This window comes from Bradyrhizobium sp. McL0616 (genome assembly GCF_049993385.1).
In the GTDB taxonomy this organism is placed as follows: Bacteria; Pseudomonadota; Alphaproteobacteria; order Rhizobiales; family Xanthobacteraceae; genus Bradyrhizobium.
Genome location: NZ_CP188255.1, coordinates 3,010,160 through 3,033,278, shown reverse-complemented (window position 1 = coordinate 3,033,278; position 23,119 = coordinate 3,010,160). Strand labels below are relative to the sequence as shown.

Sequence of the window (23,119 nt, the reverse complement as noted above, 5' to 3'; positions counted from 1 at the left end):
GGCGCGACCAGAGATAACCACTCGGACGGCGATCCGTCAGGCCATGCGAACAGAATTTGCAGTTGCGCTTCGCATCCTATGTCGGTTGAGGAAACGCCTGCAGCCCGCATGAGCGACTCATGCGGGCTGCGAGCTCGAGCGTAGAAAAGGACGGGACGCTACTTCAGCTTCAGCCGGTACGTCTCGTGGCAATCGGTGCAGCGATCGTTGATCGCTGTGTAGGCGGCCTTGAGGCTCGCCACGTCGGTGATCTTGCCCTTGACCTCGGCGATCGCCTTCTGCACCGGCGGAATCTTGGAGTCGAAATCAGCCTTGTTCTGCCAGACCTTCGGCGACGCGCCGTAGGTCGCGTTGACCACGTCCTGCTTGGGATTGACCTCGAACGTCTTTGCGATCTTGGTGACGTCGATTTCCATGCTTGCGATCGCCTGATCGACGGCCTTCTGATCGTAGGGGATTTCACCCTTCGTCATCTTCAGGATGATGCCATACTGGTTCTTGGCGATCGAGCGCATCAGATTGTCCTGCTGGACGGCAATCTCCTGCTGCGCCATCACGGCGCCCGCACCCAAAACGAGAGTGCCCACGACAATCATCGTTCGTTTCATCGGTTTGTTTCTCCGGATCGCAAGACGGTTGGGGGGATCATTGATGGTTAGAACCCGGCGGCGGGCGATTATTCCCGCCGCGCGGATCCCCGCCTAGAGGCTGTGGCGGCGGTGGTGCTCGTTGATCGCGATCCAAACACGTTCTGGTGTCGCCGGCATGTCGATGTGGTCGATCTTGTATTCGCGCCAGAGCCCGTCGACGATGGCGTTGACGACGGCGGGACAGGAGCCGATCGCACCGGCCTCGCCCGCGCCCTTCACGCCCAGCGGATTGGTCGTGCAGGGAATGTTGTTGGTCTCGAACACGAAGGACGGGCCGTCGGCTGCGCGCGGCAGCGCGTAGTCCATGAAGGTCGCGGTGATGAGCTGGCCGTCACCGGCGCCATAGACCACCTGCTCCATCAGCGCCTGGCCGATGCCCTGCATGGCGCCGCCATGCACCTGGCCGGCGAGCAGCAGCGGATTGAGCGTCTTGCCGAAATCGTCGACGATGACGTAGTTGACGATCTTGATGATGCCGGTCGCCGGATCGATCTCGACCTCCGCGACATGGGTGCCGTTGGGATAGGTGCCGTCGGCGCTGGCGAAGGTCGCGCTGGCATTCAGCTTGGACGGATCGGCATTCGGCCGCTTTGCGAGATCGGCGAACGAGATCGAACGGTCCGTGCCGGCGATGCGCACGACGCCCTCGGAGATCTCGAGATCACCGGCGCTGGCTTCCAGCGCCTGCGCCGCGATCTCCTTCAGCCTTTGGCCGAGCTCCCGCGTGGCGCGCTCGACGCTGACGCCACCCGAGGGAATCGAGGCGGAGCCGCCGGTGCCGAGGCCCGTGGCGATCATTGCGGTATCGCCCTGGTGGACGTGCACGCGCTCGGGCGCAACGCCGAACTGCTCGGCGACGATCTGCGCATAGGCGGTCTGGTGGCCCTGCCCGCTCGACTGCGTGCCGATCAGGACGGTGATGTCGCCATTGGGGTCCATCCGCACATTGGCGGTCTCCTCGCCCATGGTGCCGCAGACCTCGACATAGCTCGCCAGCCCAATGCCGCGGATCAGGCCGTTCTTCTTGGCCGCCTTGGCGCGCTTTCCGAACTCCTTCCAGTCGCCGATCTCCATCGCGCGCTTGAGATGCGCGGCGAAATCGCCGGAATCATAAACCTTTCCCGTGGCGGTCTTGTAGGGCAGCGCCTTCGGCTGAATGAAGTTCTTGCGGCGGATGGCGTCCGGCGTCATGTCGAGTTTTCGCGCACAAGCGTCCACGAGGCGCTCGATCACATAGGCAGCCTCGGGCCGCCCCGCGCCGCGATAGGCATCGACGGGAACGCTGTTGGTGAAGACGGTCCGCACCCGGCAGTGGAAGGCCTGGATGTCGTAGAGGCCAGGCAGCATGCCGGCGCCGCCATGCGGAATGTAGGGCCCGAAGGTCGACAGATAGGCGCCCATGTCGCCCATCAGGTCGCAATCCATCGCGAGGAATTTGCCGTCTTCAGTCAGCGCCATCTTCGCGGTCGTGACGTTGTCGCGGCCCTGCGCGTCGCCCATGAAATGCTCGGTTCGGTCGGCCGCCCATTTCACCGCCTTCTTCAGTTTGCGCGCAGCAACTGCGACCAGGGCGTATTCGCGGTACGGAAACAGCTTTGTGCCAAAGCCGCCGCCGACGTCGGGGCAGATCACCCGCATCTTCTCGGTCGGGATGTTCAGCACGTTCTGGCACAGGATGTCGCGCAGGCGGTGGCTGCCCTGGCTGCCGATCGTCAGCGTCAGATGATCGTTCTTGGCATCGTACTCGCAGACGGCGGCGCGCGCCTCCATGAAGCTCGCGACCACACGCGGATTGACGATGGCGATTTCGGCGACCGCATGCGCCTTGGCGAACGCGGCCTCGGTCGCTTTCTTGTCGCCGATCCCGACGTCGAACAAGACATTGCCGGACTTGTCCGGCCAGACCTGCGGCGCGCCCTTTTTCACGGCGTTGACGAGGCCGGTCACGGCCGGCAGCGGCGTCCACTTCACCTCGATCGCCTCGATCGCATCGCGGGCCTGGTCGATGGTCTCGGCCACCACGAAGGCGATGGAATCGCCGACATGGCGCACCTCGTCCTTGGCGAGGATCGGATAAGGCGGGCCGGTGAATGGATCGGTCTCGAGATTGAACAGGCACGGCAGATTGCCGAGCTCTTTGACGTCGTCAGCGGTCAGGATCAGCGCCACGCCGGGCAGCGTCCGGGCACGGCTCGCATCGATGGTGAATTTGGCATGCGCATGCGGCGAGCGCAGCATCAGGCAGCGAAGGGCGGCCTGCGGCGCGTAATCGTCGGTATAGCGGCCCTTGCCGCGGATGAGCGCGTCATCCTCCTTGCGCAGCACACTCTGGCCGACGCCGAACTTGATGGGGGCTGCCATTTGATCTCCACGTCCGCATGGTTGTTTTGCCGGCATATTGCCGTGAAAAAAGTGGCAAGGCAAACGGCTTTAGCCGTGCGCGTGGGTCACAAGCCGGGGAACGCGCCGCGCCCCATCACCATGAGGGTCTGGGATTACGCCGCGAACCAAGACCTCATCCTGAGGAGCCCGCCAAAAGCGGGCGTCTCGAAGGATCGGCCGCGAAGAAGCTCCCCACCAGGCGGCTCTGAAAGCTACATCACACCACGGCCCCATAGATACGTCGTGCTATCTCTGAGCGTATCGATAGCCCGTTGAGGCGAGATGTAGTCGATCTCGCCGCGCGTCAAGCCGATATCCATCAGCTGCCTGTCGCTCAGCTCCTGCAAAGTGACTCGTGGGCTCTGGCGCCGCTCCCAAAACGCACGCCAATATCGCTTGAGCAAGCCCAGGACGCTTCGCGCCGATGCGGCCGTTGCTCCGGCAGCATCCTTCTCCGACAAAGCGTCGTCCAGCGCTGCAGCGGACGCCTTGAGGCGCGCTGCCAGCGCCCGGTCCACCGCGTCTTTCGCCAACGCGATGGAGAGGCCGAGGCGCAGCCCTGCGGCATCGCGCTCCGTCCCGGATGTGATGTTCGTCAGTTGAGATGGCATCGGACGCTCCTGCTGTTGTGCCGGCAGGGAGCGTGGCCAAACAAAAGGCCCCGTCCGATGCCGGCGGGGCCTGGTGGAAAGATGTCGTCGTCGAATTCCTAGCGCACGACTCCTTCCACGGCCCAGCCGAAGCGGGTCATGTGCGTGAAGTTGACGTTGCGCGACGATTTCATCATGAGCCGCTCGTAGCACGGCAATCATGCAAAATCAAGAGATGCGCGGAGGACGGCTGCATCCTGGAGGCGAGCACCTCGCTCCGGCACATTCGTCTCCGACGCCCTCGCGCCCTCCTCGCAGCCGCACCGAGCAAATTGTTCGTGCCAGTCGTCCGCCGAGGGAGTAAGGCGCACATTCTGTGATAGCTTTGAGGTCAGCAGTTGACCCCAAAGCAGACATTGGTGGCCAATTCACACTTCGGTGGCGTTGCAGTAAGATTGCACCCAATAAACTTTGGGGACTATGCATGCGACGGCGACAGTTTGTGGCAGGCATTGGTGGTGCGGTGGTTTCGTCGCTCTCTGCTCGCGCGCAACAGCCAGCGAAGTTACCCGTCATTGGATTTATGGGGGCGGCTACGCCTTCGGCATGGAGCCCTTGGACCGCTGCGTTCGTAAAGCGTCTCGCCGAACTTGGCTGGACTGACGGCAGAACAGCCAAGATCGAGTACCGTTGGGCGGAAGGAAGCGAAGAACGCTACGCCGAAATCGGTGCGGAGCTCGTCAAGCTTGGTTGCGGCGTTCTCGTTACAGTCGGCGGGGATTCGGCCAGGAAAGCGACATCTACAATACCAATTGTGGTTGCGTTGATGTCAGACCCGGTAGGCACCGGCCTCGTAGCAAGTCTCGCACGACCGGGCGGCAACATCACTGGAATGTCGATACAATCGACCGATCTTGCCGGGAAACGAATAGAGCTAATAAAGGAAGCGATTCCCGCATTACGTCGTTTCGCGATCCTCGCTTATGTCGAATATGCTGGAACGATGCTCGACGTCGCTGCAATACATAGCGCTAGCAAGCGCGTTGGGCTGGAGGTTGTTACCATTCCCATCCACCGTGCGAACGATATCGAGCCCGCGTTGGCGTCGCTCGATCCTCAGATACAGGCCGTCTACGTCCCTCCAAATATTCTCGTAAACACAAACCGCATTCTTATCAACGAACTTGCACGGCAGCGGCGATTGCCGACCATGCATGGTTTCCGAGAGTATGTTGTTAGCGGTGGACTAATGTCATACGGACCCAACACGCCAAATTTGTTCCGGCGCGCCGCGGAGTACGTGGACAAGATTTTGCGGGGAGCAAAGCCCGTTGACCTTCCTGTCGAGCAGCCGACCGAATTCGATCTTGTTGTGAACCTAAAGGTCGCGAAGGCCATCGGCCTTGAGTTATCTCCGTCCCTGCTCACGCGGGCGGATGAGGTGATCGAATAACCGCTTTCCTGTTTTGGCCGATCACATCGATCGCTGCTCCTGTCGCTCCCCAGAGCGGATGACTAAGCAGTGATTTTGCTAGCCTGGCTCATGAACCGTTGATATTTGCATCTTGCAGTCGCATTGAGGGGTTTGGCTTTCGTGGTCGTAACTCCTCGCGGCCTATCCGCGCACCAGCGAGACCAGCCAGCGGCGGCCGAACAGGATGAGGATCGCGAGCGCGTAGACGATCGTGCCCCCGGCGGCCAACAGGACCAGTGTCAATTCGTCCCGGAAGTGCATCGAGCCCAGAGAAGCACCGCTGACGCGCGCGATCAGCCAGAAGGCGGCGGCCATGATGAGTCCGGTCAGCAGGAATTTGGCGAGCGACAGCAGCCACGCGCGGTCCGGCACGAGAAAGCCTCGCCGAACCGCGAAGAACAGCACCAGCAGCAGATTGGTCCAGACGCCGACGGCGGTTGCCAGCGCCAGGCCGATCTGGGCGAGCGATCCCATAAGTGCGAGTTTCAACGCGACGTTGACGGCGATGCCCGTCAGCGACGCGCGCACCGGCGTCGCGGTGTCCTTGCGCGCATAGAAGGTCGCGACCGCGCTGCGAATCAGCACGAAGGGAATCAGACCGATCGCGTAGGCCGCGAGCGTCGCACCGGCAGCGGCCGCATCGGCCTTGGAGAACGCGCCGCGCGCGAATAGCGCGCGCATGATTTCCTCGGGCACGGTGAGGAAGGCCGCGACGAACGGCACGGAGAACAGCAGCGTGAAATCGAAGGCGCGGCGCTGTGCCTTCATCGCGCCGTCATGATCGTTGGCGGTGATCCGCCGCGACATTTCCGGCAGCAGCACCGTGCCGATGGCGATGCCGATGACGCCGATCGGCAATTGGTTGAGGCGGTCGGCATAATAGAGCGCCGACAGTGCACCGGCGGGGAGGAAGGTCGCAATGATGGTGTCGGCGAACAGCGCGACCTGCGTGCCCATCGAGCCCAATGTCGCAGGGCCAAGCGCCCTGAAGAAGGCGCGGACATCTTCGTCGAGCCGCAGCGGCGCAAAACGCGGCAGGCCGCCATGGCGGGCGAGATCGCCCGCGAGCAGGAAATATTGCAGGAAGCCGGAAATCAGGACGCCCCAGGCCGCGGCGTGGCCTGCGGTCGGAAACCAGGCGGCGAGCGCCAGCGTCATCATCATCGCGACGTTGAGGAAGATCGACGCGGCGGCTGCGCTGGCAAAGCGCTGCATCACGTTGAGCATGCCGCCATAAAGCGTCACCAGCGTGATCAGCAGGAGATAGGGAAAGGTGATCCGGGTCAGCTCGATCGCGAGCTTGCGCTGCTCGGCATCCTCACTGAAACCGGGCGCCAGAAGGCTCATGGCCTGCGGCATGAACAGCCAGGCGACGATCAGCAGCACGACTTGAGAGGCCAGCAGCAGCGTGAAGATGCGGTCGGCGAACAGCCGTGCTGCCCCCTCCCCGCGCTCGCCATGGACGTGCGCGTAGGCCGGCACCCAGGCGGCGTTGAAGGCGCCTTCGGCAAAGATCGCACGGAAATGATTCGGCAGCCGCAGCGCCACGAAAAAGGCGTCGGCCACGGGGCCTGCGCCAAGGATCGCCGCGAGCATGATGTCGCGGGCAAATCCCGTCAGCCGCGAGAGCAGCGTATAGCCGCCAACCGTGAAGATACGTCCGAGCATGCGTCTGTTTTAGAGCATGGCGAGATTAGGTCTAGGTGCAAGCCGCGGTGCGCCCCCTCCCCGCTTGCTGGGGAGGGTTGGGGAGAGGGTGCCTCCACGAGCGAGGGCCCCCAAGAGGAGAGAACCCTCACCCGGATCGCTTGCGCGATCCGACCTCTCCCGCAAGCGGGAGAGGTGAAGAAACCACGGCGAAATCAGGTTGCCAGCGCGCCGCGCACGGCGGCGATGATTCGCTCCTGATCGGCTTCGGTCAGATAGGCGTGCATCGGCAGGCTGATGACGTCCTGCGACAGGTTCTCGCAGGCCGCCAGGCCGCCGTCGGCGACCGGATACTGCTTGTAGGCGGTCTGCTGGTGCATCGACTTGCCGTAATAGATCGCGGTCGGCACGCCCTGGGCCTTCAGCGCGGCAGCAAAGCCGTCGCGGTCGGTGCCCTCAGGCAGGCGGATGGTGTATTGCGCCCAGACCGAAGTGTTGCCGGGGCTGAGGCGCGGCACGGTCACCACGTTGGACAGTCCTCGCGCATAGCGCTCCGCGACCTTGTTGCGGGCGGCGATCTCGTCGTCGAAAATCGTCAGCTTCTCGATCAGGATCGCGGCCTGCATGGTGTCGAGCCGGCCGGTGAGGCCGAGGCGGACGTTGTCGTATTTGTCGACGCCCTGCCCGTGCACGCGGATGCTGCGCAGCGTGGCGGCGAGCTCGTCGTCGTCGGTGAAGATCGCGCCGCCATCACCGAAGCAGCCGAGCGGCTTTGCCGGGAAGAAGCTGGTCGTGGTCGCGAGCCCGTGCGTGCCGAGCTTGCGGCCCTTGTAGCTTGCGCCAAAGCCCTGGGCTGCGTCGTCGATCACGAACAGGCCCTCGGCCTTGGCGATCTCGGCGATGGCGTCGTGATCGGCAGGCTGTCCGAACAGGTCGACGGGAATGACCGCAACCGGCCGCAAGCCTGCCTTTCGGGCGGTCGCGATGCCGCGCTTCAGGGATTCCGGGCTCATGTTGAAGGTGGCTTCGTCGACATCGACGTAAACCGGCGTAGCGCCGGTCCGCGCCGCCGGCGAAGCGGTTGCGATGAAGGTGAACGACGGACAGAGCACGGCATCGCCGGGCCCGACATTCTTCGCCATCAGCACCATCAGTAGCGCATCGGTGCCGCTGGCGCAGCCAATCACGTGCTTGGCGCCGCAATACGCCGCAAGCTGCGCCTCGAGCGCGGCGACCTCCGGGCCGTTGACGAACTGGCAATGGTCGAGCACCCGCTTGACGGCCGCATCGAGCGAGGCGCCGAGCCGGCGGCGCTGCGAGCCGACGTCGATGAAGGGGATGGGATCGGAACGCAGATGCTGGTTCATGGCGCCTTGCTGATTGTCTTGCGAGGTTTGAGCGGTCGACATGCGAGGGGGATCAGCCGACGACGCGGCGCGGGCCCTTGAGGGCCGCCGACGACTTAGCCGCAGGCCGCGACGGCGTTTCGAGGCACTGCGTTGCGATCTCGAGGCTGGCGACGCCCTCGTCGCCGGTCACCGCAGGCGTCTCGCCGCTGCGAACGGCCTTGAGGAACGCGATCAGCTCGGCGCGGAGCGGCTCGTCATGGCCGACCGGCAGATGCCGCATCGAATAGCTGCCGTCCGGCTTGAAGCCGAAACATTCGGTAACCTGCCGCGTCAACAGATCGCCCATCACGTATTTGCCGCGGGTCGCGACCGTGACGCTGCGCGCCTTGAACGGCGTCAGCCAGTTGGTGTTGATGTGGGCGAGCACGCCGCTAGCCGTCCGGAACTGCAACAGCGCGATGTCCTCGCGCTCGGCAATCGCGCTCGACAATTGCGGCTGCACCTCGACGATGTCGGATTCAGTGAACCAGCGGATCAGGTCGATGTCGTGCACGGCGAGGTCGATGACGACGCCGACATTGGACATGCGCGGCGGGAACGGACCGACCCGCGTGATCGCGATCGAGAGAATGTCCTCGCCCGCGATCGCCTGCTTGACCGCGGCGACGGCCGGATTGAAGCGCTCGACATGGCCGACCATCAGCGTGACGCCGGCCTTTTTCGCGGCGGCGACGATCTCGCGGCCTTCCGCAACCGTCGATGCGATCGGCTTCTCGACCAGCACGTGGATGTTCTTGGCGATGCAGGCGAGCGCGACCTCGTGATGCAGATGGGTCGGCGCCGCGATGGTGACAGCATCGACGCCCGCAGCGACGAGCTGCTCGAGCGTCTCAAAACCCTGGCAGCTGGCGAGCTCGGCGGTGCGCGCCAGATGCGCCGGCGATGGGTCAACCACACCGACGAGGCTGACGCCGGGAAGCCCTGCGAGCACGCGCGCGTGGTTGCTGCCCATCACGCCCGCGCCGATGACGCCGACGCGCAACGCGTGCATCGCCGTAGTATTCATTTGATCGGCCCCATTTGATTTTTTTGCTGAGTCACCAGCGGCTCTCTAGCATGGCGCTTCAAATGTGGCGAATGCGATCAATCGCTTCCGGACACGTTTTGATTCAGAAAGTTACACCACATCCTGGTCCAAACACTTACATCACTTCGAAAGCTCGCCTCAAATTGAGCAGCGCAATCGTAGCCACGATGAATACGACTTGCCGGGCGCAATAGCCCTCATAGCCCTCATAGCCCTCAATTGTGTCATCAGCGCCGGATCACGACGTGTTGGGCAACTTGAGAGTACACATAACGAAGCCAGAAATTTGGCTTCGTTTCGCAGCTGGCAAGCCCGTAAAGTGCCACCAGCCTTGAAATCATTTTCGACAAATGCTCGTTATGCGAGCATCCGAAAAAACACCCCCAATGGTTGCATCAACGTAGTCGAATTCCCCGTTACTGGGTTGAAAACCATCTAAACTTGATATATACTAAATATATTATAGTAATTACTATAATATAATTTTAAATAACAGTTACAAATCATTTATAGGAGATATACATTGTCTTATACTAAGCCCCAAAATGCCCTCACGCACGGTCTTTACAGCCAGAACATAGTGCTGGACTGCGAAAACGAGCAGGACTTCCTCAAGCTATGGGAAGCTTTTCGAGCCGAATACTTGCCACAGCAAGTATCCGAAGAAGCCGCAGTATTGGAAATGGCAAAGCTGCAGTGGATCAAGCGCCGGTTGGATGCCAGATTAAAGGAGGCTCTGACTAAGCGGCGGGACGTTAGAGCAAGCGGAACTACCGCTAGCAGCGATGGGTCGGATGGCATCGGTGATCAGATTCGCGCCCTGGCCAAGTCGCATCTCGAGGCCGCGCAGGTTACGTCTCAGACTATTGGCAAGCATGTGGAGCGGATTTCCAACTCCAATGAAACTCCCGGCGAGAGCAACATCGTTGAATTCGAGAAATTGACCACATTGGCGAAAGAGTTAAACGTCTCAGGCACAAATCTCGTTACAATGCTTAATGCCGCTGAAAAACAGCGTCTGGATCAGATCGAGCGGATTTATGACCCCGACATTATGGAGAGGGAACTGAAGATTCTGGCTGATATTGACCGGCGGATCGAGAAGGTGTTGAAGCGCTTGGTTATGATCAAGGAATTTAAGAAATACTACGTCGCGAAAGACAATCACTCGCTCACGATGATCGAGTCCCCTGGCGTGACGTAGCTGGCGGCGGGTCATCGTTCACCAGCCATGGCCGGCAGATAAGCTGGCAATAGCCGGAAGGCTGACGATCGGATCGCGCCGATGACGCAAACGATGGCGTCTTCATTGGGGAAGATGCCGTACGAGCAGATCATTGGGATATTGAAGGAGCACGAGGCCGGGGTTTCGGTGGCCGATCAGTGCCGCTGGGCAGCTCGGGGCGGAGCTGATCCGCGACCTTGCGCCATTGGGTTCGCGCGGCATCGTCCTAGGCGACGCGGTGGCGATGAAGGCGGAGACGACGCGCCGCCGCTCTTGCCGGCATGCGCCAGCGCGTTGTGCATTTGGACGCGGCTCAGCGCACACAGCCGCTTATCAGACCGATCCTGTTCGGCGATCTTCGTCAAAGGTCCTGAGCGCGTTGCCGGGTCCGCAAGATATTTGGCCTACGATCTGCTTGATCGGTGTTTCGCTTTTCGAAATCTCATTGGGTCTCATCGCGGAGAAGGTGCCCTTCGTTCTGCAAGCATTCGTCCGCGATAAGAAGTTCGGGATCGTGTCGCCTCGAGTGCATGCGGATCGGGGGTCAGGTGACCCGACCCGCTGACAGCTTTGGAAGTGCGTCCGTTTGAATCGGCAATTTCGGATTAACCGATAATCGACCCCGCCCCTTGCAAGGTCTCGCGCCGGGTTCGCCATCGTTTTCGTCGACGAAGTCGGCACCGGCGTACCCGAATTGGCCTTGTTTGCTAAGTCCTGCTGCCTGTCGCGCGAGTTCTATTTGCTCGGCTTTCGAAGCCTCACGCCGGCTCCTCCACCGTTTTCATCGATGAACTCAACGCCGGCCGCTTTGAACGTCGCTTCAATCAATCGCAGGGTCCGCGGGTCTCCGCCGTACCGTCCGACCTCGATATTAGAAATGGTGTTCCGGTGAACACCAGCGGCCTCGGCCAGATCGCGTACCGTCCAATTCAACGCAGCACGAGCCATCCGAACTTGTGCACTTGTCACAGGCATAGGACTTGTGCTATTGTCACATGTGCAATCATCATCAGGCGAATTTACACGACGAGGTGGAATATGGCTCATGCCGTTTCAAGTCATTCACAACCAAAGAATTTTGGCGAAAGGCGCTCGTTTATCGGCGGCTCTGATGCCCGGACCATCATGGGCGACGATGAAGCCGCCCTGTTGCGGCTGTGGCGGGAAAAGCGAGGCGAAGTCGAGCCCGAGGACCTCTCGCGCAATCTGGTCGTGCAGCTCGGCCGGGTCACCGAAGACCTCAACCGACAATGGTATGAGAGCAATACCGGCATGGCGGTGAGCCAGGTGCAGCGGCAGGTGTTTCATCCGGTCAAACGGTGGATGGCCGCCACATTGGACGGCATGGTCGAGGCGGCAGGTGCGGTATTCGAGGCCAAGTTCATGCTGCCGTGGTCCTTCTCAGAGGAGGCGGCCGCCGAAAAGCATATGGCCCAATTGCAGCACAACATGTGGGTGTCCGCGTCCCGGACCGCAGTGCTCTCCATCATCACCGGCGGCGGAAAGTGGGTGGAGATAAAAATCCATGCGGATCCGCTCTACCAGCACCTCTTGCTGGTGGCCGAAAAGACGTTCTGGCGCTGCGTCGAGACGGGAGAGCCCCCTCACCTGTTTGATGTCGAGGCGCCACCCCCGCGGATCGAGGCGATCAGGGTTGCTGATATGTCCGCGTCCAATGCCTGGGCGGATCTGTCGGCGATGTACCTCAGAACCCGTGCTGCGTTTGCCCAACACGAAGCTGCCAAAGCCGATCTGAAGAAGCTGGTCCCGGAAGACGCCCGGGACGCCGTCGGTCATGGCGTCAGGGCCAAGCGGTCCAAGTCGGGCGCCATCAGTTTTGACGTGATCGGCACTGGAGCGTCCGATGCAGCGGTCCAGTGAATCCATCGGCGCCCTCGCCACGGCGCTGGCCAAGGCCCAGGTCGAAATCGCCAACCCCGAAAAATCCCTGACGGCGAGCATCCAGTCTCCGTTTCCGCGCGAAGGCCAGCGCAGCTTTCGCTATGCGCCGCTCTCCACTGGGCTCGACATTGTGCGCAAATGCCTTGGACGGCATGAGATCGCAACCGTTCAGGCCACGGCCATCGAACTGGAGACTAGCCTCATCAGGCTCACGACCACGCTGGTGCATGCCTCCGGTGAATGGGTGTCGTCGGACTGGCCCGTCTGCCTGATCAGCGAAACGGCCGCGCCGCACCGGCTGGGGGCGGCGCTGACCTATGCGCGCCGCTACGCCCTGTTCACGCTGGTTGGAATCGCTGGGGAAGATGACGTTGATGCACCGGATGTTGGTGGGCAAGTTGCCGTCGGCTACGGACCCAATACCGAAGCCGGAGCAGCGCAGAAGACAGCACCCCGCTCTGACCGAAGGGCCGCCCCGTCCAAACCTACCCGGACGCCCAGGGAGGGTTCCGATGGGCTGTTGAATCAGCTCCTGTCCCAATTGGAGCAGTTCAAGGAGCCGGACCTGCTCACCCGATGGGCATCTCGCGCGCTGCCGCTGAAAAACCGGCTTGCGGCAGCCGATGCCCTCCGGGTCGAAAGCGCCTTTGCCGCCAAGCTCGTCGAGCTTGAAGACCCAGGATCCGCAACGGGACCCGGCGCTGAGGGGCAAGCGAACGACGGCGAAGTCGGCAGGGCGGGACGCAACGCATCAATCTCGTTTCCCAAACCGGTGCGCGAACGGGATCGGGCGCATCTGAGATTTGTCGCGCAGCAACCCTGCCTCGTATGCGGCCGAACGCCTTGCGACGCCCATCACGTCAAGTTTGCGCAGGCCTCCGCCATGGGCCGGAAGGTCAGCGACAAATACACCGTTCCCGTGTGCCGCCTTCATCATCGCGAACTGCACCGCCGAGGAAACGAGCGATCCTGGTGGCGACGCCTCGGGATCGACCCATTGGCGGTCGCGGCTTCGCTCTGGCGAGAAACGCATCCGGACGTGCATGAGGCGAGTAACCAAGGCGGTGCAGAGCAGATCGGTCCGATCAACGGAAATCGCGGCCTTGCAAAAGCACTGGTCGTCAAAGATCACGTGCAAAATCACGAAACGAAGCCAAACTGAGATTCTCGAGTGCTCCATGACCTCACTTCGACAAATCGAGGCCAACCGACGCAACGCGCGCCTAAGCACGGGCCCCGTCACGGAGGGCGGCAAGAACCGATCGCGCCAAAATGCCATCCGTCACGGCCTCACGGCGGAAACTGTAATCACTGCCTTTGAAGATGCGTCCGACTACGCCGCTTTCGAACTGGCGATCACGCGCGACTATGATCCGCAAACGACGGTTGAGCGCGAACTTGTTCTTCGGCTAGCAAGTTTGCTTTGGCGCTTGCGGCGTACGACTGCGATCGAAAGCGGGTTGTTCAACATGCATGCTTCGCAGCCCCATTTCAACGAACCCGAACTCGAACCTCGACGACAGAATCCCGACGAAGACCCAAGCAAATCAGAGCAAATGGAGATGCAAGGAATGAAGGTCATCCCCCTCGGTCAAGACTCGGATCGGGGCCCCCCTTCTTTTTCTGAAGATACCTGCAGTGAGTTTGGCCTACTCACCCAGTCTTTTGTCGCGCTTTCACATCTGCCGACCTGCCCACTCGACAGGTTGAGCCGATATGAGGCCACGCTCTGGAGACAAGCCGGCCAGGTTATTTTCACCCTTCAGATGCTGCAGGCTCCCGGCTCCTGGAAGCGGCCTTTGTTCAGGCTTCGCTAATGCAAGACCGCGCGCAATGCCGCGGAAGACGCGCGCGCAATCAATTTCACCCCGTCGGCCGTATTGAGAGTTCAATCCATCCACGCACTCGATCTGCCTTCCCAGTTTGATCGGACCCGCGGTACCGGCAATTGCACAACTCCGGCCCTGCGAGCTTACATTTGCAAGACGCTTATCAGGATCGTACATGCGTCAGCGCGCATGAGCCAGCCCCGGCGAGTTTCGTCATAGGTAGGCTAATCACGCAGCCGCGTTGCAAATGCGAATGATTCAATTGCGACGATAGTCGTCTTCAATCCGGATGATGTCGTCTTCCCCGAGATAGGAGCCGGTCTGGACCTCGATCAGTTCAAGCATGATCTTGCCGGGATTCTCCATCCGGTGGACCGCGCCCATCGGGATGTAGATCGACTCGTTCTCGTGCACTGTCTTCACGGTCTCGTTGACCGTGACGCGGGCGGCACCACGGACCACGATCCAGTGCTCGGCGCGATGGTGGTGCTTTTGCAGCGACAGCCGCCCGCCCGGCTTGACCACGATGCGCTTGACCTGATGGCGCTCGCCATTGTCGACCGACTGGTAGCTGCCCCAGGGCCGGTGCACCTTGAGATGCTCCTCGGTGACCTTCGGCGCGACCGTCTTGAGCTTGGTGACGAGGCGCTTCAGGCCGTTGGCATCCTTCTGGCGCGAGACGAGGACCGCATCGGCCGTCGCGACCACGACGAGATCGTCGACGCCTTCGAGCGCGACCAGCGCGGAATCGCTGGTGACGTTGCAATTGCGGGAGTCCTCGAACACGGCGGTGCCATGCGCGGCATTGCCTTGCGCGTCCTTGTCCGACAATTCCCACACCGCGTGCCAGGAGCCGACATCGGACCAGCCGCAGGACACCGGCACGACCGCTGCGCGCGAGGTCTTCTCCATCACCGCGTAGTCGATCGAAATCGCTTTCGCCGCGCCGAACGCCTGCGGCTCCAGCGTCACGAAGCCGAGATCGCGGCCGGCGTTAGTGACGGCATTGGAGATCGCCTCCACGCTCGCCGCATCGACCTTGCGATATTCGTCGAGCAGCAGGGTTGCGGGAAACATGAAGTTGCCGCTGTTCCAGAGATAGCCTGAATTGACGTAGTCGGCCGCCTTCACCGCATCCGGCTTCTCGACGAAACGCGCAACAGCATGCACCTCGCCCGAGATCACCTCACCGGGGCTGATATAGCCGTATTCGGTCGCCGGCCGCTCCGGCTTGACGCCGAAGGTGACGATGCGCCCGGTGCTGGCGGCAGCCAAGCCTTCGCGGCAGGCCGCGACGAAGGCGGCATTGTCCTGCACCACATGGTCGGCGGCGAGCGCGAGCACGATGGCGTCGCTGGCGCGGTTCTGCGCGAACACCGCGCCCGCGGTGATCGCGGGACCGGAGTCGCGCCGCATTGGCTCGAGGATGACGTCGGCCTCGATGCCGATCTCGGCCAGCTGCTCCAGCACCACGAAGCGGTAGGAAGCGTTGGTGATGACGATCGGGCGATCGAACAGCGCGCTATCGGAGACGCGCAGCAGCGTGTCCTGGAAGGTCGAGCGGGCGCCGAACAGCGGCAGGAACTGCTTCGGCCGCACCTCGCGCGAGGCCGGCCACAGGCGCGTGCCGGCACCGCCGCACATGATCAGGGGGATAATGCGTTTGTCCATCGTCATTTCAAACCTTGAAGTAGTCGCGATACCAGGTGACAAAATTGTGGACCCCGTGCTCGATCGGCGTTGACGGTGCAAAGCCGGTGTCGCGCATCAAATCCTCGACATCCGCGAACGTTTCCACCACGTCTCCCGGCTGCATCGGCAGCAATTCTTTGATCGCCGTCCGACCCAGCTCCCGCTCCAGAAGGGTGACGACATGCATCAGCTCTTCGGGGCGGTGGTTGCCGACATTGTAGACCCGAGACGGCGCATTTGCGGCAGCCGGATTGTCCGCAGGCACCCGATCGATCAGCTTGGATACTACACGGGTCACATCGTCAATATAGGTGAAGTCGCGCCGCATCCTGCCATGGTTAAAGAGCCGGATCGGCTGGCCCGCCATGATGGCGTTTACAAACAGAAACATGGCCATATCAGGCCGTCCCCACGGGCCGTAGATGGTAAAAAAGCGCAAGCCTGTGACCGGCAGCCGGTAAAGATGGCTGTAGGACTGCGCCATCAGCTCATTGGCCTTCTTGGTCGCGGCATAGAAGCTCACGGGATGGTCGGTCTGGTCCTGCACGGCAAACGGCAGTTTAGTGTTGGCGCCATAAACGGACGATGACGAGGCGTAGACGAGATGACGACAACCGCACGTCCGGCAGCCCTCGAGCAGGTTGAGAAAGCCCTGCAGATTGGAATCGACGTAACTCTGCGGATGCTCGATCGAGTAGCGCACGCCGGCCTGGGCGGCGAGATGAACGACCTCTGAAAAGCGATGCCGCGCAAACAGCGCCGCCATCGTCTCGCGATCGGCGAGATCGGCCTGGGCAAAGGAGAAACGGGACTCGTTGCCGAGTTGCGCCAGGCGCGCCTGTTTCAACGCTGGATCGTAATAGTTGTTGAGATTGTCGAGCCCGACCACGGACCGCCCCTCGGCCAGGAGCTGCCGGGCGACGTGAAAGCCGATAAAACCGGCGGCACCCGTGACCAAAATCGCCTGATCCGTCATCCTGTTCCCAAGCGTTCCCAAGCCATCCCCAAAGCCAGCCCGCAGCGTCTCTACAGCCGGTACCGAGGGGGGCGCAAAAGGCCGCCGCCCTCCATGACGGCTCCTCGATGACAGCTATTGCAAGATCGGCGCCAAAACCATACCAAAGCGGCCAAATTCGGCGCCCCGCGTCGGGTTGCCTCGAATTTTTGCAAACCCTGTTCAAGCGGACGAGATGCGCCGAATCCTGCTGTCGACGGCCAAAATCCTGATCTCCGCGGCGCTGCTCTATCTGGTGCTGCGCAAGGTCGATCTGACCGAGCTGTTCTCGCGCTTCACCGTGACCAGCCTGTTCTGGATCGGCTTGGCGATCGCGGTCACGTTCCTGCAAATCTTCGTCGGCGCGCTGCGCTGGCGCGAGATCAGCGCCGCATGCGGCGCGCCGCTCGAGCTCGGCCGCGCCATGCGCTACAACGTGATCGGCGCATTCTTCAACCAGACCCTGCCGTCCGCGATCGGCGGCGATGCGGTCCGGTTATGGCTGGTAGCGCGCGCCGGCGCCGGATGGCGTGCGGCGACCTATTCGATCTTCGTCGATCGCGCGATCGGCCTCGTCGCACTCGCCATCCTCATCGTCGCGAGCCTGCCTTGGAGCTACACGCTCATCACCGATTCGCACGGCCGCTCGGCGCTGCTGCTCGTCGACTTCGCCGCGCTTGCCGGCGGCATCGGCTTCCTGATCTTCGGCGCGCTGAAATGGCCCTGGCTGAAAACCTGGTGGGCCACCCATCACCTCCACGCCTGCGCCGTGATCGCCAACCGCGTGATCTTCAATCGCACGCGCGGGTCTGTCATCGCCGTCCTGTCGATTTTGGTTCACGTGCTTGCCGTCGTCATCGCCTGGTGCGTGGTGCAGGCGATCGCAGCGCCAGTCAGCTTCGCACAGGTCTTCCTGCTGGTGCCGCCGGTGATGCTGATCACATTGATGCCGATCTCGATCGCCGGCTGGGGCGTGCGCGAGGCGAGCATGGGGCTTGCCTTCGGCTTCGCCGGGCTGGCGGCCAATGAAGGCGTCAACATCTCGCTGGTGTTCGGCGCGGTCTCCTTCATCGTCGGCGCGTTCGGCGGCATGGTCTGGATCCTCAGCGCGGAGAAAGCCGTGCGGGAACCGGCGCCGATTGGGGTGCCGCAGTGAACGTGGCCACGTTGGTGTCGTCGCTACTCGCGGTCACGATCGCCGCGCTGATGTCGGCGCTCATCACATGGACCAGCCGCCCCTGGCTCCAGCGCTACGCACTGGCGCGACCGAACGCGCGCTCGTCGCATCGCATCCCCACCCCGCAGGGCGCGGGCATCGCGGTGATAGCAGCAACGCTCGTCGTTGCATCGGCGTGGGCGGCCTGGGCGAATGTGGCGATTCCGCCGGCGCTGGTCATTGCAACGGTCGTGATCGCGGTGGTGGGCTTTGCCGACGACATCGTTTCGCTTCCGGTGCTGGTGCGGCTCGTGCTGCAAGCGGCCTGCGTTGGAGTAGTCGTGTTCGCCGCGCCTGACAATGCGCGCATCGTTCCGGCTTTGCCGCTTGCGCTGGAGCGCGGCCTGATCCTGCTCGCTGGAATCTGGTTCGTGAACCTCGTAAACTTCATGGACGGGCTCGATCTGATGACGGTGGCGGAGGTGGTGCCGGTCACCGGCACGCTGCTGCTGCTGGGATTGCTTGGTGATCTCTCCTGGCCGGTCACACTGATCGCAACCGCGCTGTGCGGCGCGATGCTTGGCTTTGCGCCGTTCAACAAGCCGGTCGCAAAAGTGTTCTTGGGGGATGTCGGCAGCCTGCCGATCGGGCTTCTACTCGGCTGGTGCCTGCTGGAGCTTGCCTGGCGCGGACAACCCGCCGCAGCGCTGCTACTGCCGGCCTATTACCTCGCGGATTCCACCATCACGCTGTTCCGCCGCGTCGCGAGGCGCGAGCAATTTTGGTCGGCGCACCGCTCGCATTTCTACCAGCGTGCCATCGACAACGGGTTTACGGTTCCGCGCGTCGTCGGTGAGGTGTTCGCGCTCAACTTCTTGCTGGGATTGCTTGCCCTTGGCACCATCAGCGCCGGCTCGGCGGCGGCCACGTCCCTCGCACTGTTCGCCGGCGCGATCGCGACCGGTTTTATACTGTGGAGATTCTCCCGCCATCAGGGGTTTTGAGCCAACAGCGCGAGCCGCAAGCCCTCGTCCAACGAGACCTGCGGCTGCCCGCCGGTACCGATCGCCTTGGAGATGTCGAGTTCGAGCGAGCCGAGTAGACTGTCACAAATTTCCTGTCGACCGATCATGCTGAAAAGCGAGCTGAGCAATCTTGACGGCACCCGGAAGAGCCGTGGGCGCGTGCCGAATGCTTTGGCGAGACGCGAGATAAATTCTGGGGTGGAGATCTGTTCTTTGTCGGCGACCAAGAAGGTCTCGAAATTGCTGATGGGATCTGGGTAGGCAAGTCGATGAAGAATGAACGAGGAAAGATTCTGTACGGCGACAAACGAACGCTGATTGTGAATTGCGGCTAAAGGCAGTGGAAAGCCTAAGCTGATCGCACGTATCAGCAACGCGAAGTTGCCTTTTGCCCCAGCACCGTAGACCAGTGGCGGTCTGATCGTCGAGATCTTCATGTCGGTCACGGACGCCAACGCCTTCAGGCCCGCCTCAGCTTCAGCCTTCGACACACCATAGACACCCTGGGGCGTCAAAATATCTTTCTCGCTGAACGGCGCGCGACCTCCATTGCTGCGCCCATGGACAAGAACTGTCCTGATGAAGATAAACTGGCGTACACCAGCCTCCGACGCACTGCGCGCCAGTTGCAGCGTGCCGGCGCTATTTATCCTCCTGTAAAGGTCATCCGCGTGCTCTTCACGCTTATGATGAACGCGCGCGGCAAGGTGGACGACGGCATCGACATCGGTAAGCGCCGTCCGCCAGACGGTTTCAGGCCCAATCGATGGGATGACAACCTCGCCGTCCAGACCGTCCGGTATGCGAACCGCACTGCGGACGGACCATCCCTCACGCGCTAACATCGGAACTACATGGCGGCCGACGAAGCCGCTCGCTCCCGTCACTAGCACGATCGGTTTCCGCTCGATCATTGTTGCTCCGAAAGGTTAGGGTGGTGCAGCAATTCTCCGATCAGGGCCGCATAGGCGTTCAAAGCTGCGACGCGATCGAACCGCAACGCCACCGTCACTGCCCGATGCGCTAGGTCGGCTCCGTCCGAATTGGAGGCCGCCCGGATGGCGCCTGCGAGCTGGTCGGCGCGGCCCGGCGTCACCACCCAGCCAAGCCCGTTCTCCGCCACCGTCAACGCGGCTTCGGCCTCGGGCTCGGAAACCAGCACGACCGGCCGGCCGACCGCCAGCAGATTATAGAAGCGGCTCGGCACCGAAACCCCGGCCACGTCCTTGAGGTACGGGATTATCCAGAGGTCGGCCGCGGCCAGAAACGCCTCGAGCTCGGCATCCTCCACCCGCGCCACGAAGGAGACATTGGCGAGGTTCGCCTTTGCCTGCAACTGCTTCAGCCGCTCGAAACCGATGCCCCAGCCGGAGAGCAGGAAGTGAATGTGCGGCTCGTCCTCGAGCAAACGCGCCGCCTCGAACACGATCTCCGAATCGTGGGTGAAACTGAGATTGCCTGATAGCCCGACGATGAAGCGGGCCGCCAGCATCTTGCGGAACGGATTGTCCGATGTCACCGGCCTCACCGCCGGCACCAGCGTTGCCCAGTTCGGAATGAAGCGGATCTTGTTCCGTGTCATCCCGGAATAGCTGAGCAGCGGCCGCTCGGCGTCGCGGCCGATGGCGATGACGGCATTGAGCGTGCGGAACATCAGGCTGTTGGCGACGCGCATCGCGGCCGCCACGATCGAGCGTGGCTTCAATAGGCCCGCCATCACCAGCACGTCGGGAAACAGGTCGTGCATGACCAGCGCCGAGCGCGCGCACTTGAACCACGCCGCCGCCGCGACCGCGTGAGGAAGCATAAATGGCGCGGTGACAGTGAGCACGACGTCGCCGCGCCGTAACTGCTGCAATAGCGTCACGAAGATGCGCAACACGAACAGCAGCTCGCACAGGCCGCGCCGGACCAGCGCCGCCTTTCCCGCCATCCGGTTCCTGACGGCGACGACGCGCGGCTTGCCCGCGCCGGTCTGCGCAGCAGGCAGCGCGCCTGATGAACCCGACAGCACCACGACCTCGTGCTCCCCGGCGAGACGGCAGGCGATCTCGGCCATGATCGTCGCGGTCGTGCTCGGATCCGGCGGATAATGCTGGCTCGCAACAACGATCTTGCCTTGGGGCTGCATGGTCAGGCTGCGGTCGACCCGAACTCAGGGACGGCATCCTTCAGGATGGTCCTGATGGTCGCCCGATCGTCGCGTGCGATCGCCTGATCGAGCGCCGCGATCCATTTGCGCAGGGTCTGCATTGGCGGCACGTTCGGCTGCGCGGCCATGACGCCTGCGACCCCGATATCGACGGTCGGCTCCTCGGAGGCGAACAGGATCTCGTTCAGCCGCTCGCCCGGCCTCATGCCACTGAACACGATTTCGATGTCGTGGCCGGGCTGCAAACCCGAGAGCCGGATCATCCGTTCGGCCAGATCGACGATCTTTACCGGTTGGCCCATGTTCAGCACGTAGACCGAAACGTCGAAACGCTTGGCGCCGAGCGCGTGGGCGGCGGCCGTGATGACGAGATCGCAGGCTTCGCGGATGGTCATGAAATAGCGGACCATGTCGGGATGCGTCACGGTGACCGGACCGCCGGCATCGATCTGCGCCTTGAACTTCGGCACAACCGACCCGTTCGACGCCAGCACATTGCCGAACCGGACCGAAATGAAGCGCATCGCCGGCTTACTGCCGCCGGCCTGCGCCACGAGGCCGTGGTCGAGCGCCTGGCAATACATCTCCGCGAAACGCTTGGTCAGGCCGAGCACCGAGACCGGCTCGATCGCCTTGTCGGTCGAGATCATCACCATGGCCTCGGCGCCTGCCGCAAGCGCGGCATCAGCCACGTTGATCGAACCGAAGATATTGGTCTTGACGCCCTCGCTCCAGTCTCGCTCCAGGATCGGAACGTGCTTGAGCGCGGCGGCATGGAACACGATGTCCGGCTTGAACTGCGCCATCAGACGCGTGATGCGCTCGCGGTCGCGGATATCGGCGATCCGGCCTTCGATCTCGGCGTCGGAGCCACGCGCGGCGAGCGCCTCGGTGACCGCATAAAGGGCCGGCTCCGAATTTTCGACGATTAGGAGACGCGCCGCGCCGAACGCAACGACGCGCTCGCAGATCTCCGAGCCGATCGAGCCGCCACCGCCGGTGACGATGACGCTGTTGCCCTTGATCAGGGCTTCGAGACGCGCGTAGTCGATCGTCTCGCTCGGCCGCAGCAGCAAGTCCTCGACCGCAACCGAGGTGAGCCGCGGGACATCCCCCTGCTCGAGCGACGGCAGCCGGCTGACGATCACGCCAAGCCGCCGCGAGCGCATCAGCACGGATTCGGGACGCGATTCCGGCTCGAAGGCGGAGGGCGTCATCACCACCCGGGCGATCGATTTGTTGCGCTTGGCGAAGCCGGCGATGACATCCTCGATGTCGTCGATCGCACCGACGACCGGCACGTTGCGGATGAGTTGGCCGAGATCGGCCCGGGACGGCGACAGCACCCCGACCGGGCGGAGGTGCTTGATGGCACCGCTCTCGACGCCGCGCAGCACGACCTCGGCATCGGCGGCGCGCCCGATCAGGAGCGTCGTCGCGGCATTTTCGGTCCTGACGTGATGCATCACGCGAGTATAGCGGAAATAGCGATAGGTCAGCCGCAGCGCGCTCAGCGCAGAGATTTCCAGGAACCAGTAAAGGACGATGGTGATCTTGCCGAGAAAGAAGGTCCCGTGCACGTTCGGCGCGACAAAGATGTAGTCGAGCGCGAGAAGGGCAACCGTCAGCACCGTGGCGGCGCGGATGATGTTCAGCGCATCGGGCAGCGAGATGAAGCGCCACTTCGTGGTCGTCAGGTTGAAGACGTAGAAGACGACCACGCTGAAGGCGAAGAAATAGGGAAGGATCTGCTGCAGCAGTGGCAAGCGGGCCGTGAAGTCCGCACCCCCCTCGAAGCGCAGATAGAACGCAACGAAAAGGGCGGCAGCCGTCGCCACCACGTCGTGAAGCGCGATCAGGAAGTTACGCAAGGTAAGATGCGAAAGACGGGTCATCTGCCGGCCGACTATATCCAGTTCTTCAATACAACCTGATAGCGCCGATAGCCCATCTGTCCGGGACTTG

The 23,119-nt window shown here is 62.4% G+C and carries 19 protein-coding genes and 1 pseudogene; 7 read left to right on the top strand and 13 right to left on the bottom strand.

Features of this window, described 5'->3' with window-relative positions; translation table 11 throughout:
• Window positions 1–158 precede the first annotated feature (158 nt).
• From ACPPVR_RS14355 to ACPPVR_RS14345, 3 genes are all read right to left on the bottom strand, one after another.
• A complete protein-coding gene (locus tag ACPPVR_RS14355) occupies window positions 159–608 on the bottom strand; it encodes a cytochrome c (protein ID WP_426614841.1) in 450 nt (149 codons plus the stop codon).
• A 93-nt stretch (window positions 609–701) separates the two neighbouring features.
• Complete coding sequence (locus ACPPVR_RS14350; RefSeq protein ID WP_426614840.1) at window positions 702–3,011, bottom strand: xanthine dehydrogenase family protein molybdopterin-binding subunit; 2,310 nt, start codon at window positions 3,009–3,011, stop codon at window positions 702–704.
• Between the two features lie 233 nt (window positions 3,012–3,244).
• A complete protein-coding gene (locus ACPPVR_RS14345; RefSeq protein WP_426614839.1) occupies window positions 3,245–3,643 on the bottom strand; it encodes a DUF1127 domain-containing protein in 399 nt (132 codons plus the stop codon).
• Between the two features lie 463 nt (window positions 3,644–4,106).
• On the opposite strand from ACPPVR_RS14345, the gene ACPPVR_RS14340 reads away from it, so the two are divergent.
• Window positions 4,107–5,075 (top strand): ABC transporter substrate-binding protein, encoded by a 969-nt coding sequence (locus ACPPVR_RS14340; protein ID WP_426614838.1) that lies wholly within the window; start codon window positions 4,107–4,109, stop codon window positions 5,073–5,075.
• A 162-nt stretch (window positions 5,076–5,237) separates the two neighbouring features.
• Here the strand turns inward: ACPPVR_RS14340 and murJ are convergent, their stop codons facing one another.
• The 3 genes from murJ to ACPPVR_RS14325 form a co-directional block, all read right to left on the bottom strand.
• The gene (murJ, locus tag ACPPVR_RS14335; RefSeq protein WP_426614837.1) at window positions 5,238–6,764 is read right to left on the bottom strand and encodes a murein biosynthesis integral membrane protein MurJ; all 1,527 of its coding nucleotides are present in this window, start codon (window positions 6,762–6,764) and stop codon (window positions 5,238–5,240) included.
• A 194-nt stretch (window positions 6,765–6,958) separates the two neighbouring features.
• Window positions 6,959–8,110 (bottom strand): DegT/DnrJ/EryC1/StrS family aminotransferase, encoded by a 1,152-nt coding sequence (locus ACPPVR_RS14330; protein WP_426614836.1) that lies wholly within the window; start codon window positions 8,108–8,110, stop codon window positions 6,959–6,961.
• A 52-nt stretch (window positions 8,111–8,162) separates the two neighbouring features.
• Window positions 8,163–9,158: a Gfo/Idh/MocA family oxidoreductase gene (locus tag ACPPVR_RS14325; RefSeq protein ID WP_426614835.1), complete on the bottom strand. Its 996-nt coding sequence runs from the start codon at window positions 9,156–9,158 to the stop codon at window positions 8,163–8,165.
• Between the two features lie 544 nt (window positions 9,159–9,702).
• Between ACPPVR_RS14325 and ACPPVR_RS14320 the strand changes: the two genes are divergently transcribed.
• Window positions 9,703–10,383, top strand: coding sequence for a hypothetical protein (locus ACPPVR_RS14320; RefSeq protein WP_426614834.1), 681 nt, complete (start codon window positions 9,703–9,705; stop codon window positions 10,381–10,383).
• A gap of 187 nt (window positions 10,384–10,570) precedes the next feature.
• Here the strand turns inward: ACPPVR_RS14320 and ACPPVR_RS14315 are convergent.
• Together ACPPVR_RS14315 and ACPPVR_RS14310 are read right to left on the bottom strand one after the other, a co-directional pair.
• Window positions 10,571–10,706 (bottom strand): annotated as a pseudogene (locus ACPPVR_RS14315) (IS256 family transposase); the annotation flags it as partial.
• Window positions 10,707–11,139: 433 nt separating this feature from the next.
• Window positions 11,140–11,352, bottom strand: coding sequence for a helix-turn-helix domain-containing protein (locus ACPPVR_RS14310; RefSeq protein ID WP_426614833.1), 213 nt, complete (start codon window positions 11,350–11,352; stop codon window positions 11,140–11,142).
• A 90-nt stretch (window positions 11,353–11,442) separates the two neighbouring features.
• Between ACPPVR_RS14310 and ACPPVR_RS14305 the strand changes: the two genes are divergently transcribed.
• From ACPPVR_RS14305 to ACPPVR_RS14295, 3 genes are read left to right on the top strand one after another with little or no spacing between them, the layout of a single operon-like run.
• Window positions 11,443–12,285 (top strand): YqaJ viral recombinase family protein, encoded by an 843-nt coding sequence (locus ACPPVR_RS14305; protein ID WP_426614832.1) that lies wholly within the window; start codon window positions 11,443–11,445, stop codon window positions 12,283–12,285.
• Window positions 12,269–13,468: an ERF family protein gene (locus ACPPVR_RS14300; protein ID WP_426614831.1), complete on the top strand. Its 1,200-nt coding sequence runs from the start codon at window positions 12,269–12,271 to the stop codon at window positions 13,466–13,468. Before ACPPVR_RS14305 ends, ACPPVR_RS14300 begins: the two co-directional genes overlap by 17 nt.
• 16 nt (window positions 13,469–13,484) lie before the next feature.
• Complete coding sequence (locus tag ACPPVR_RS14295; protein WP_426614830.1) at window positions 13,485–14,123, top strand: hypothetical protein; 639 nt, start codon at window positions 13,485–13,487, stop codon at window positions 14,121–14,123.
• A gap of 270 nt (window positions 14,124–14,393) precedes the next feature.
• Here ACPPVR_RS14295 and ACPPVR_RS14290 read toward each other — a convergent pair whose 3' ends face one another.
• Window positions 14,394–15,806, bottom strand: a complete 1,413-nt coding sequence (locus tag ACPPVR_RS14290; protein ID WP_426614829.1) for a mannose-1-phosphate guanylyltransferase/mannose-6-phosphate isomerase — start codon at window positions 15,804–15,806, stop codon at window positions 14,394–14,396.
• A 7-nt stretch (window positions 15,807–15,813) separates the two neighbouring features.
• Window positions 15,814–16,803, bottom strand: coding sequence for an SDR family NAD(P)-dependent oxidoreductase (locus ACPPVR_RS14285; protein WP_426614828.1), 990 nt, complete (start codon window positions 16,801–16,803; stop codon window positions 15,814–15,816).
• A 214-nt stretch (window positions 16,804–17,017) separates the two neighbouring features.
• Here ACPPVR_RS14285 and ACPPVR_RS14280 point away from each other — a divergent pair, with 214 nt between their 5' ends.
• Both ACPPVR_RS14280 and ACPPVR_RS14275 read left to right on the top strand, forming a co-directional pair.
• Complete coding sequence (locus tag ACPPVR_RS14280; protein ID WP_426614827.1) at window positions 17,018–17,977, top strand: lysylphosphatidylglycerol synthase transmembrane domain-containing protein; 960 nt, start codon at window positions 17,018–17,020, stop codon at window positions 17,975–17,977.
• Window positions 17,978–18,027: 50 nt separating this feature from the next.
• Entirely contained in the window at window positions 18,028–18,981 is a 954-nt protein-coding gene (locus ACPPVR_RS14275; protein ID WP_426616107.1) for a glycosyl transferase, read from the top strand.
• Here the strand turns inward: ACPPVR_RS14275 and ACPPVR_RS14270 are convergent.
• Genes ACPPVR_RS14270 through ACPPVR_RS14260 form a run of 3 tightly spaced genes read right to left on the bottom strand, consistent with a single transcriptional unit; the run spans window position 18,969 to window position 23,049 of the window.
• Entirely contained in the window at window positions 18,969–19,916 is a 948-nt protein-coding gene (locus ACPPVR_RS14270; protein ID WP_426614826.1) for an NAD-dependent epimerase/dehydratase family protein, read from the bottom strand. The genes ACPPVR_RS14275 and ACPPVR_RS14270 overlap by 13 nt on opposite strands.
• A complete protein-coding gene (locus ACPPVR_RS14265) occupies window positions 19,913–21,133 on the bottom strand; it encodes a glycosyltransferase family 4 protein (protein WP_426614825.1) in 1,221 nt (406 codons plus the stop codon). Before ACPPVR_RS14265 ends, ACPPVR_RS14270 begins: the two co-directional genes overlap by 4 nt.
• Window positions 21,134–21,135: 2 nt before the next feature.
• A complete protein-coding gene (locus tag ACPPVR_RS14260) occupies window positions 21,136–23,049 on the bottom strand; it encodes an SDR family NAD(P)-dependent oxidoreductase (protein WP_426614824.1) in 1,914 nt (637 codons plus the stop codon).
• Window positions 23,050–23,119: the final 70 nt, after the last annotated feature.